The sequence below is a fragment of the Haloarcula sp. CBA1122 genome (assembly GCF_009741785.1).
Taxonomy (GTDB): domain Archaea; phylum Halobacteriota; class Halobacteria; order Halobacteriales; family Haloarculaceae; genus Haloarcula; species Haloarcula hispanica.
The window spans coordinates 25,026-36,830 of record NZ_WPCB01000034.1 but is presented as its reverse complement, the minus strand read 5'-3'; the positions used below and the strand labels follow the sequence as shown (position 1 = coordinate 36,830).

Annotated in this window: 9 protein-coding genes and 2 pseudogenes; 7 read left to right on the top strand and 4 right to left on the bottom strand. The window is 65.2% G+C overall.

What is annotated here, in order from left to right:
- The coding region (locus tag GJ630_RS20105; protein ID WP_252718812.1) for a hypothetical protein at positions 1-300 on the bottom strand (300 nt) is incomplete at its 3' end.
- Between the two features lie 157 nt (positions 301-457).
- On the opposite strand from GJ630_RS20105, the gene GJ630_RS20100 reads away from it, so the two are divergent.
- The 4 genes and pseudogenes from GJ630_RS20100 to GJ630_RS20620 all read left to right on the top strand — a co-directional run bounded on the left by GJ630_RS20100 (position 458) and on the right by GJ630_RS20620 (position 3,805).
- A complete protein-coding gene (locus tag GJ630_RS20100) occupies positions 458-1,363 on the top strand; it encodes a DUF2339 domain-containing protein (RefSeq protein WP_252718811.1) in 906 nt (301 codons plus the stop codon).
- Positions 1,360-3,169, top strand: a pseudogene (locus tag GJ630_RS13530) (alpha/beta fold hydrolase). Before GJ630_RS20100 ends, GJ630_RS13530 begins: the two are co-directional and overlap by 4 nt.
- A 120-nt stretch (positions 3,170-3,289) precedes the next feature.
- Positions 3,290-3,673: pseudogene (locus tag GJ630_RS13525) on the top strand (hypothetical protein); the annotation flags it as partial.
- Between the two features lie 9 nt (positions 3,674-3,682).
- Positions 3,683-3,805 carry a hypothetical protein gene (locus GJ630_RS20620; RefSeq protein WP_371727587.1) on the top strand — a complete coding sequence of 41 codons (123 nt, stop codon included), beginning with the start codon at positions 3,683-3,685 and terminating at the stop codon, positions 3,803-3,805.
- Here the strand turns inward: GJ630_RS20620 and GJ630_RS13520 are convergent.
- Positions 3,802-4,860 carry an NAD(P)-dependent glycerol-1-phosphate dehydrogenase gene (locus GJ630_RS13520; RefSeq protein ID WP_129754902.1) on the bottom strand — a complete coding sequence of 353 codons (1,059 nt, stop codon included), beginning with the start codon at positions 4,858-4,860 and terminating at the stop codon, positions 3,802-3,804. The genes GJ630_RS20620 and GJ630_RS13520 overlap by 4 nt on opposite strands.
- 142 nt (positions 4,861-5,002) lie before the next feature.
- Between GJ630_RS13520 and GJ630_RS13515 the strand changes: the two genes are divergently transcribed.
- On the top strand, positions 5,003-7,597 hold the full coding sequence (locus GJ630_RS13515) for a beta-glucosidase (protein WP_191450045.1): 2,595 nt from the start codon (positions 5,003-5,005) through the stop codon (positions 7,595-7,597).
- 182 nt (positions 7,598-7,779) lie between these two features.
- Complete coding sequence (locus GJ630_RS13510) at positions 7,780-8,850, top strand: TrmB family transcriptional regulator sugar-binding domain-containing protein (protein WP_191450044.1); 1,071 nt, start codon at positions 7,780-7,782, stop codon at positions 8,848-8,850.
- A gap of 3 nt (positions 8,851-8,853) precedes the next feature.
- Here GJ630_RS13510 and GJ630_RS13505 read toward each other — a convergent pair whose 3' ends face one another.
- Positions 8,854-9,837, bottom strand: coding sequence for an NAD-dependent epimerase/dehydratase family protein (locus GJ630_RS13505; RefSeq protein WP_050006891.1), 984 nt, complete (start codon positions 9,835-9,837; stop codon positions 8,854-8,856).
- Positions 9,838-10,050: 213 nt separating this feature from the next.
- Here GJ630_RS13505 and GJ630_RS13500 point away from each other — a divergent pair, with 213 nt between their 5' ends.
- A complete protein-coding gene (locus tag GJ630_RS13500; protein WP_023843170.1) occupies positions 10,051-10,611 on the top strand; it encodes a type IV pilin in 561 nt (186 codons plus the stop codon).
- A gap of 60 nt (positions 10,612-10,671) precedes the next feature.
- Here the strand turns inward: GJ630_RS13500 and GJ630_RS13495 are convergent, their stop codons facing one another.
- Positions 10,672-11,643, bottom strand: coding sequence for a prohibitin family protein (locus tag GJ630_RS13495; RefSeq protein WP_014039838.1), 972 nt, complete (start codon positions 11,641-11,643; stop codon positions 10,672-10,674).
- Positions 11,644-11,805 lie beyond the last annotated feature (162 nt).

Here is an 11,805-nt window from a genome sequence, read left to right as displayed (position 1 = left end):
GCCTACGGCTTCGAGTCGTACCGCGCCGCCATCGGAGCGCCGCTGTGGGCGGTCCTGCTCGTCCTGACGGCTCTCGTGGCCGCCACCGCGGTTCTCTCGGTGCGGGACCACGCGCCGGCCGTTGCCGGTGAGGCGTTCCTGCTGGGATACGTCACGGCCTACGTCGGACTCGACGCCGCGTCCTTCGTCGTCTCGCCGGCCTACGTCGTGCTTCTCACGGCCGGGCTGGTGACCATCGCCGCCGTCCGGCCGTGGAGCCGGCTCGTCCTCGGCAGCGTCCTCCCGGCCTACGTGCTCCACATCGCCTGGATGAACAGGCTAGAGCCACCCGAAGCGGTTGCCACCGCTGTTCTCGTCGCGACGTTCGCCGTCTACGCCGCTGGTGTGTACGTGCTCCGTGCGAGCGACCGAACGGACCGATGGCACCGCCGACTGGTGGAAGCGACGACGGGGCTCAATGCCGTGTTCGCCGCAATCCTGCTGGAAGGCGTCGTTCGTCGACTCATCCCGACAGCGCCAGACGGGGTGGCTGTCGGCGCAGTCGGACTCGCTCTCGGCGGCGTCTACGCCGTCACGGAGTCACGCCTCGGACAGCAAGACAGCGCGGCTGGGGTGCTGGCCGTCGTGCTACTCGCCGTCAGCGTCGTCCTCGCGGCCGACCCGTTCCTCGCGACCGCTGGGCTCCTCCTCCTGCTCTGTGGGGCGCTGGCGCTCGGATCTCGCCACGACGCGATGGCAGTTCGTATCGGCGGGCACCTCGTCGCCGTCGGGACCGTCGCCAAACTGCTCGCCGTGGACGCGACCGAATTACCGGCGTTCTCGCTCGCGGACCCGCTGGCGACCGCGATGGGGCGACCAGCCGCATACCTGCTGGGAATCGCGGTCTTCTACGCGCTCGGTCGGTGGTTCGGCGGCGCATCGACGACGGTGCCAGGCACTGACCGCGAACTCTCGGTGGCTGCGCCGTACGCCTGGACGGCGACCGGGCTCGCGGTGGTGCTTCTGGGACTGGAGCTTTCGGGGGGCGGGGCTGTCGGTTGCGTGGGCCGTCCTGGGGCTCGCGTTCGTCGGGGTTGGCCTCGCGCTGGACGCCCGCAGTCGTCGGCTTCAGGGCGTCGTCGTCCTCGGCCTGGTGACGACCAAGGTGTTCCTCTACGACACACAGGGGCTCGATACGCTCGCCCGGACCCTCTCGTTCCTCGTGCTGGGTGGCATCCTCCTCGTCGCCTCGTACGCGTACGCCCGCTGGCAGGGTGAGGAGCCACTCAGGCGACTCTCTGGAGAACAGCCGCCGCGTTCCGCTGAATCAGAACACGGCCGCCACAAAGGGTTTTGCCGGTCCCTGCCCTCCCACCGGTTGTGACCGCGTACGACCTCTCTCGCTATCTGAACGTCCGGAGCGCCTACGGCAGTTCGTTCGCGCCGGACGGGACGCTCGCCTTCCTGATGAATACGACCGGCGTCGCCCAGCTCTGGTCGCTTACCGAACCCCACGGCTGGCCCGAACAGTTGACGTTCTACGACGACACTGTGAGCTTCGTCGACTTCTCGCCCGAACGCCAGGAACTCGTCTTCGGCATGGACGAGGGCGGCAACGAGCGGGCGCAACTGTACCGGCTCGACGCGGACGGGCGCGTCCACGACCTCACCGGGATGCCCGACGCGAAACACCGCTGGGGCGGCTGGTCGCCGGACGGCGAGCGCTTCGCCTTCGCGTCGAACCGCCGCGACGAAGCCGCCTTCGACATCTACGTGCAGGACCGCGACGCGACCGGCGACAACGCAGAACTGGTCTGGGAGGGCGACGGCTGGCTCTCCGTGGGCGGGTTTTCGCCCGACGGTGAGCGACTGCTGGTCAGCGAGGCCCACTCCAGTTTCGACCAGGACATCTACGTGCTGGACATCGACAGCGGAGACCTCAGCCATCTCACGCCGCACGAGGGGAAGGTCCGCTACACGAGCGCGTCGTGGGGGCCGGACGGCGATGCGGTGTATCTCGTCACCGACGCCGAGAGCGACACGCTCGAACTGGCCCGCCTCTCGGTCGACGGCGACCTCGACATCGTGCGCTCGGACGACCAGTGGAACATCGACGGTGTCGCGCTGGACAAGGACAGCGGCCGTCTCGTGTACTCGCGCAACGTCGACGGCTACAACGAACTCACCGTCGGCGAACTGACGGGGCCGACGACCATCGAGACGTTCCCGACGCCGGACCTGCCGGGCGGGCTGGCTGGCGGCGTCGCCTGGGGCCCCGATGCCGAGCGTTTCGCCGTTAGCGTCACCGGACGGACGGTCAACACCAACGTGTTCGTCGTCGAGGCCGAAACCGGCGAGAGCGAACAGTGGACGGCCGCTTCGACGGCCGGCATCCCGCGCGAGACGTTCATCGAGCCAGAGGTCGTCCGGTTCGACTCCTTCGACGGGCGAGAGATTCCAGCGCTGTTCTCCCTGCCGAACGGTGCGAACGGGGCCGGTGCTGACGGCGACACGCCCGTCATCGTCGACATCCATGGCGGCCCGGAAAGCCAGCGCCGCCCGTCGTTCTCGGGCCTGACCCAGTACTTCCTCTCGCGGGGGTACGCGGTCTTCGAGCCCAACGTCCGCGGGTCGACCGGCTACGGAAAGGCTTACACGCACCTCGACGACGTCGAAAAGCGGATGGACTCGGTAAAGGACCTACGGGCCGGCGTCGACTGGCTCCACAATCACTCGGCTGTCGATCCCGACCGAATCGTGGCGATGGGCGGCTCCTACGGCGGTTTCATGGTGCTGGCGGCGTTGACGGAGTACCCCGACCTCTGGGCGGCCGGCGTCGACGTGGTCGGCATCGCCAACTTCGTGACGTTTCTGGAGAACACCGGTGACTGGCGACGCGAACTCCGCGAGGCCGAGTACGGCTCTCTCGACGAGGACAGGGAGTTCCTCGAATCCATCTCGCCGATCCAACAACGTCGACCGCATCGACGCGCCGCTGTTCGTCCTCCACGGGGCCAACGATCCGCGTGTTCCGGTCGGCGAGGCCGAGCAGATCGCCGAGCAGGCGGCCGAACGGGGAGTTCCCGTGGAGAAGCTCGTCTTCGACGACGAAGGACATGGCATCAGCAAGCGGGAGAACCGCATCGAGGCCTACACCGCTGTCGTCGAGTTCCTCAACGAGCACGTCTGAGAGGTCCGGTCGAATGCTGTGACGGACGGTATTACGGGGGATCACAGCCGGCGCACAGGGTAGTTTCAAACTGTGAGAGCGTTCAGGCGGATTTATTACGCTGCCGAAGCACCGTTTCGTATGGAGATAGCCGAGCGCTCGCGAGCGCGGGTGCAGGAACGCCTCGCCCGGCTCGAACAGGAGTTCGGCTCGACGCCGGTGGACCAGACCACCTTTTCGGTGGGTTCGGAGGCGTACCAGCGTGCTGTCGAGCGCTCACGGGAAGGACAGGTGGACGTACACGCGTTCGTCCACAACGAGTCGGGCGACGTGCTACTCAGCGACGCCGACGGGTCCTGGGAGATACCACAGGGACAGACACAGGGGGCCGAGCGGCCGGCGGCAGCGGCCGAACGAGTCGTCACCGAAACAGCCGGCGTCTCGTGTACCATTCGGGACGCGGTTCGGGCGACCATCTGTGGTGTGCGAAACGAGGCAGACCCGGACGCCGAGACGGTGTATCGACTCAGTATCGTGTTCGACGCCGAAATCAACAGGGCCGCGCCCGGCGGCAGTGACGCCGAGACGGTCGCTGAGGCCGAAGCGTCGATTCGATGGGACGACTCAAGCGATGTCGCGGTCGCGGAACTGGTTTAGATAACGCCGGTGACCGTCGCCGCTTCGATCGCCGCTTCTTCACTCATACCGTCCCCGAGCACCGTGTAGCGGTCGCGGATCTGGTGAGCTGTGGTCAGCGCTTCGATCACCGTCTCGTCGTCGATACCAAGTTCGTCTGCCGTCGTCGGCGCGCCGATGGCCGCCAGCGCGTCTCTGGCGTCTTTCCACTTGCCTTTCTGGCCGCTGTGGAGGTACTCGGTCATTATCGAGCCGACACCGACCTGATGGCCGTGGAGCGCGCCGTCGGGGACGAGCCGGTCCAGCTGGTGGGAAAACAGGTGTTCTGCGCCGCTCGCCGGCCGGGAGGAGTCAGCGATGGACATCGCGACGCCGGAGGAGACGAGCGCTTTCACGACAATCCACGAGGACTCCTCCAGCCCCTGTTTTATCGAGTCGGCGCTCTCGACGAGCATCTCGGCGGTCATCTGGGAGAGCGCGCCGGCGTACTCGGAGTAGTGGACGTTCTTCAGGCGATGGGCAAGCTGCCAGTCCCGAACCGCAGTGTAGTTCGAGATGATGTCGGCACAGCCAGCAGTGGTCAGCCGCCAGGGGGCCTCTGCCAGCACCTCGGTGTCGGCGATGACGGCCAGCGGCGGTTCGGCGGCGACGCTGTGGCGCGTATCACCTTCGGGGACAGAGCCGCGGCCGGAGACGATGCCATCGTGGCTCGCGGCCGTCGGGACCGAGACGAAGCCCAGTCCCAGGTCGTCGGCCGCCATCTTCGTGATGTCGATAGCTTTCCCACCGCCGACACCAAGCAGGAAGCCCGCGTCGATGTCGCTCGCGTGGTCGATGACCTGCTGGACGGCGTCGAAACTGGCCTCCTCGATGACGATCTCGGATGGGTCGTACCCCTCGTCCTCGAACTGTGCGACGACCCGCTTGCCGGCGACATCGTGTGGCGTCGGACTGGAGACGACGAGCGGTCGGCCGGTCAGGTGGAGTTCGCTGACGGCCTCTATCGTCTGCCCGAGGACTCCGTGCCCGACCACGACGTTCCGGGGGAGGCGAATCCAGGTGCGTTTCTCGAACATGGTTGCCTGTCTCCGGGCACGCGTGAAAACAGTTTAGGTGCAACTGGCGGTCCGACTGTGCAGTAACCGAAATCTTTTGACAACAATTACACGCCAGTTTTCCAAAAACAATTATTAACATCACTGTTTGGGTGCGCCTGTCATGGCACATGACACGACTGACGACGGTATGCGGGCGTCTCGGCGGACATTTCTGAAAGCGACCGGTGTGGCCACGGCAGCGGCCGCCACCGGCGCAGGTGTTGGGACCGCCGCGGCGCAACCGGACGTCGATTCGCTCATCGGCGACCTCACACTGGAGCAGAAAGCGGCCCAGATGACACAGGTCGCGATCAGCTCCTTCGAGGCGGAGCCGGAGGAATCAAACGTGCCCGACAGCTTCGGGGTCGACACGGTCGGCGAGTACTTCAGCGAACTCGGCATCGGGTCGATCCTCTCGGGTGGGGCCGAGCCGCCGAGCTTCGACGCCAGTAGCGTGGTCGAGGGCATCAACGCTCTCCAGAAGTACAACCTCAACAACGCCGACCACGACATTCCGTTCCTCTACGGCGTCGACGCGACACACGGAAACGGCCTGCTGGAGGGGGCAACGGTGTTCCCCCAGCGGCTGAACATGGGTGCGACGCGAGACTTGAGTCTGATCGCAGAGGCCGAGCGCCACACGAGCGACTCGACGGCGTCGATGGGGGCACACTGGACGTTCGCACCGACGACGGACCTCCAGCGGGACCCCCGCTGGGGCCGCTTCTTCGAGGGCATCAGCGAGGACCCGAAACTCGAAGCAGATGTCTCGCGAGCGCGGGCGCGAGCGCTTGAGGACGACGACCGGCTGACGGCGTGTGTCAAACACTTCGCGGCCTACTCGGTCCCGAACAACGGCAACGACCGCGCACCGGCTTCGACGTCGCTGCGTGACCTCCGGACGAACATCCTCCCGCCGTACCGGGAGGCGCTGGAGTCCGAACCCGGGACAGTGATGGTCAACAGCGGGTCGATAAACGGAGTTCCGGCCCACGCCTCCCACTGGCTGTTGACGACGCTGCTCCGGGACACCTACGGCTACGAGGGGATGGTCGTCTCGGACTGGGACGACCTCAACCGGATGATCACGAACCACGACTACGCGCCAGACTTCGAGACGGCGACCGAGATGGCCATCAACGCCGGCGTGGATATGTACATGATTGGCAACGGCGGCGACGCGCCGGGCCCAGTCCAGTTCATCGACACCGTGGTCGGTCTCGTCGAAGACGGCGCGATTCCGATGGAGCGCATCGACGAAGCGGTCCGCCGCATCCTCGAACTGAAGGCCGACCTCGGCCTGTTCGAGCAGCCGACAGTCGACGAGTCCCGCATCGGCAACGTGCTCGGCGGCGCACAGGAGACCGCCGAAACGATGGCCAAGGAGTCGCTGGTCCTCCTGAAAAACGACGCGGACACGCTCCCGCTGTCGGGCGACGAGAGCGTCCTGCTGACCGGCCCCGGCGTCGACGGCGACGGCAACAACACCCGCGCGCTGATGCAACACGGCGGCTGGACGCTGGGCTGGCAGGGGGCCAGCGCCGGCGGCCCGTATCCCCGCCAGAATCTCCTCGAAGAAGAGCTGCGATCCCGCGTCGGCAGTCTCACCCACGTCCCCACCTCATATGAGAACACCACCTGGTGGGCCGGCGAGGGCGACGGCGAGAACCAGCAGAGCGACGAGAACGGGAATTTCGATTTCACCGATGAACAGCGGTCACAGGTCGAGTCGGCGACCCCCGAATCCGACGCCGTGGTCGTCGTTATCGGCGAGGGGACCCACAACGAAGGCTTCGGCGACCGTGACGAACTGGTACTCGACGAGTCCCAGCAAGCGCTTCTGGATACCGTCGTCGCGTCCGCCGACGATTCGACGCCGATCATCGGCGTCATGCTCGCCGGCGCGCCGCGGGGGTCCCCGGAGACGTTCAGCCGGCTCGACGCCCTCCTGTTTGCCGGCCAGCCCGGCAGCGACGGCGGGGTCGCCATCGCCGAGACGATGGTCGGCGAGTACAACCCCTCGGGCAAGCTCCCGTTCAGCTGGCCCGAGAACGTCGGCACGACGCCCGTGCAGTACAACCGCTACGAGCCGACGTCGACGGGCGGAACGGACAACACTGCGATCTACGAGTACGGCCACGGCCTCTCCTACACTGACTTCGAGTACGGGAGCATCTCGATCACACAGCCCACCGTCGGCAACCCGGCCAACCAGTCCGAAGTGACCGTCGGCGTCGAGGTGACAAACACCGGCCGGATGGCCGGCGAGCACATAGTCGAAGTGTTCAATACCCAGTCCTACGGCTCGGTGCTCCAGCCGAAGCGCCGCCTGCTCGGCTACGAGCGCGTCTCGCTGGATTCCGGCGAGTCAGCCACGGTGGACGTGACCGCCGACCTGACGGCGTTAGAAATCGTCCCCGGTGACGTGCTCGGAGTCGTCCCGAAGGTCGTTGAAGCCGGCGAGTACGAACTCACTGTCGGCCAGGACGGCCCGACGACCACGCTCACCGTCCAGAACACGGCGAGCATCACCGAACCGGACCCTGTTCCGGGCCTCCCGAACGGGTCAGGGGGCAACCCCGGTCAGAGCAATGGGAACGGGAGCGGAAACAACGGCAACAACGGGAACGGAAATGGCAACGGCGACAACACCAGCCGCGACCCCACCATGGAAGACGTCGTCGACCTGCTCGACGAGGTCCGGCAGCGTTCCTGAGACGGTTCCCGCGACCGACTCCGCAGTGTTTCCGCTGGCCACCGGACATCAAAGGACCGCCACGTCCAGAGGCACGCCGGCCCGCTCGCACGCCCACAAATCATTATATATACTCAGTGATGCTATCTGAAACAGCGATCCAATGACACGAAGCCAGCTAACACGGTTTGAGCGGGACAGTTATGCCTGACTCCACACGCCAACCCAACGCGGCCGTCCGGGACCGACTCCAACAGTACGGACTCTCCGAGACAGAGGCGGAAACCTACCTCGCTGTCGTCGAAACGGGACCGGCGACAGCCCGGACGGTGGCTGAAACAGCGGGGGTCTCCAAGAGCTACGTGTACGACATCTGTGATTCGCTGGCCGCGGACGGCTTCGTCACCGTCGACGACCACCGGACGCCGACGGTCATCCGTGCGACGCCCCCGTCGGAGGCTTTCGGCACGCTGAAGCGCGAACTCGACACGCTGGAGACGGCAGTACAGACCCGGTACGAGAACAACTCGGCCGACGACAACTCCTTCGAGGTGGTCAAATCCAGACCGACCATCATCAAGCGCCTGAAACAGCACATCGAAGCCGCCGAATGCGAGGTCGTGCTCCAGGTCCCGGCCCGTCGGCTCCCGGAGATCCGCGACACGCTCCGCCGTGCCCGCGAGCGGGGCATCCTCGTGCTTCTGACGCTGTCGAGCTACGACGCGGCAACGACGGAACTGGAACTGGAGGGCGTCGCCAACGCCGTCCGTCTCGGCCTCGACGGCGCGCCCTCGTTGCTTGCGACGGACCAGCAGCGCGGGTTCGTCTCTCCGTCGACGATGCTCAGTTGGGACCACGACGAAACGAACGCGATCACGTTCACGCAGGAGGCGGTCGCGGCGGTGTTAGTCGGTTCCTACCTGGGCAATTACTGGCCGATAGGTGAGGAGGTCCTCCTTTCGCGGCCGCCATCGCTTCCGGCCCGGTACGACATGTTCCGCCCCGTCGTGTTCACGACCACGCTCGCGCTCCGGGCCGGCGAGTCCGTCGTCGCCGACCTGTACGCGCGGCCGACAGGCTCCGACGACGATTTCGAAGTGATATCCGGCGAGGTGGTCGATGTCCGACAGAACCTCGTCGAACCGCACAACAGCGACTTCGGGTTCGAGAACTCGCTGGTCGTCGACACCGGACAAGACCACATCGCTGTCGGCGGATACGGCGCGTTCTTGGAGGACTACGAGGTCAAGCACACGACGCTCCGCCGGGCGTAGTGATCACCCGGTCAGGCGGTCGATAAGCGTCGCTTCCGTGTCTCGGTCCGGGCCGAACTCCCGGCCGGTTCGGTCGTTCTCCCGATGCTCGGCGACGGTCACGGCCAGCGCCGTCTCGTGGGGCGTCGACGACCAGCCCAGGTCGCGGAGCTTCGCCGTCGACAGCAGATGCGGCGAGTCGCGGTAGATGGGGAAGTCGTCGGGGTCCAGTCCCGCCGCCGCGAGCTCACGCTCGCCGACGCCGATGGTCTCGACGGACGTGTCATGTACTCCGGCGAGCAGGTCAACCCACTCCCGGAGCGTCGGCGCGTGCTCGTCGCCGACGTTGTAGGCTTCGCCGGCCGTCCCTCGCTCCGCGACGAGGCGAAGCGCGCTCGCCACGTCCTCGACGTAGGCCATCTGCCACAGACTGAGGCCGTCGCTAGGTACCACAATTCGGTCGTACTCGGCCACGCGGTCCACCCAGTAGGCGAACCGCTCGGTGTAGTCGTAGGGGCCGTACACGACGGTCGGCCGGACGCTCATCGCCCGCACGCCGTCCTCCGCGGCGGCGAACACCTCGCGGTCGCCTTCAGCTTTCCGTGGCCCGTAGGTCTCCGCGCTGTCGGTTGTCGCCTGCGCCTCGGTACAGCCCGCAAGCGGCGTCTCCCCCTCCCGCTTGGGCGTCCGTTCGACGCCGTAGGCCGCACCACTTGAGATATACACGTACGCGTCGACGTCGGCAAACACGTCGGTCGCCGCCCGGACATCTTCCGGGAAATACGCTACGCAGTCGACGACTACGTCGGGATCGATCTGCTTGCGGGCGGTTTCGAGTGTGTCCCGCTCGTTCCGGTCGCCCTTGATGTGAGTGACATCGGAGTTCGCGAACGGATTCGAGCGCTGGCCGCGGGTGAGCATCGTCACGTCGTAGCCCGCGTCGCGGAACTCGGTGACCGTGTGTCGGCCGATGAACCTGCCGCCGCCGATGACGAGGACGCTGTCCATACGCTGTGCTCGGACGGGACCAGCAAAACAGTGTGGCTCACCGCCGGAGTCTGCCGCAGGTCCGACAGTCGATACCGATTGTTTGCCGGGGCGGCAAGACGACCGGTTTCTCCGCAGAATGCGATGATAGAACCGGCAATGTACGGTTCAAGACGACGTCTCACGCCAGTCCCGTTGCGGGTGTTTTTATGTAACCGGATAGTAGCAGACCCAGTGACGGGTCAGTTGCGTGCTGTCTCTTCGGTCATTTCAGTTATCCTTCTCGTGGCGGTAACTGTCGTTCTCGCGGCAGTGCTGTCTATGGCGACGGTTGACCTCGCGGAGACGTTGGATGATACAGCGCCCGTAATCGGCCAATCAGACGGTGAGTTCGCCGCACAGGATGGGTTCGACGGGGGCATCGTCCGTATCACGCACGTTGCTGGAGATGTCGTCCGTGTCTCGGATATCGAAGTGGCAGTCAGTGCCGACTGTAGCGGTGACGGAACTGAAAAGCACGGGCGGTTAGTCAATCTGCCGGCGAAATCCGGTGACCGGCCACAGAGTGACAACATCGAGGGCGACGATCTCTTCGACGAGAGCACTGGCTCGCTCACGGAGCGCGGTGCCGATGATACCGGGGCACTGGTTACGGACGAGTTCCGCCCCGGTGACGTTATCATCTTCCGAATCGCAGGCGGGGACTGTGACTTGCAGTCGGGCGACACGGTAACCGTCCGAGTCGTGCACACCCCGTCGAACGCGGTTATTATCCGACAGGAATTAACTGCATGACTCGACAGGTACCCGGCACAGCGGGACAAAAACGAACGAGGCGCTCCTTCTTGCCTGTGGTCAGTTCCCGCCCGTTGCGTTCGTCACGTTTGTCGAGAACCCCGTATCGGCACTGGAAGTGTTTCCGCCGCTACTCCTGCCAGTCTGCAGGATAATCGGTGTCCCCTCGTCGTCAGTCGCCAGAATGACCTTATCCGAATCGTCGATGCTCTGCACGTACTGCTGTTTCAGCACGACCGGGTTGTCCCGAAGCGCCTCGCCGCGGATCTCGATAACCCGGGCGTCGGCTTCGGCCTGAATCTCCTGACGTTTCTTCTCGCGTTCGGCCTGTTGAATCTCGAACTTCTTCTCTTCGACGCGTTGCTTGGCGATTTCCTTGTCGTTGAGCGCCTGGTCGTACGAGTCCGGGAGGTCGACGTCACGGACCTGTACCTCTTCGAGGACGAGCGCTTCGCCCTCAAACGCGGATTCGAGTTTCTGCTGTGCCGCCTCACCAAGCCGCTCGCGGCCGCTGTTGGTGTATATTTCGCTTGTCTGGATACCGGCGGCCTCGTCACGGAGTTGCGACCGAACGGACGGTCGAATAAGCCGTTCCTCCGCCTGTTCGACGTTCCGCCATTCCGTGACGAACCCTGACGCGTCCGCTTCTTCGACCTTGTACCGGACGGTGATGTCGATGTCGACCGTCGTCCCGTTTATCGTCTGGACGGTCACCGCATCGGATTGGGCCGCTCTGTCGCCTTCGCCCTCGGTGTTGGCCATGGTGTAGGTCCGTGGCCGGATTTCCACGTCCTGGACCGAGTCCTTGACAGGCACGATGATGTGTGCGCCCGGTTGGAATTCAGCGCCGGTTACCGCGCCGAACGATTTCTGGACGCCGACGTGGCCTTCGGGGACCTGATGATAGCCACCGAACAGGGCCGTTGCGACGGCAAGGGCAACAACGATGCTGACGCCGATACGGAGGCCGCGGCCGACATCGATGTCGATATCCGACCCGGAATCAGGGCCAGGGTCAGGGATGTCACTCATGCTGTGCTCCGATGCGATACCACGGTTGGTTTACAGGGACCATGTCCCGCACTTTGGCCCGACGGCTATAGAGCCAGCGGTTGATTGTCACAGTGTCGCACTAGGGCTACCGGACCTCCCTCTCAATTGTGATCGAAAAAAGCGAGCTATTGCCGACTGATA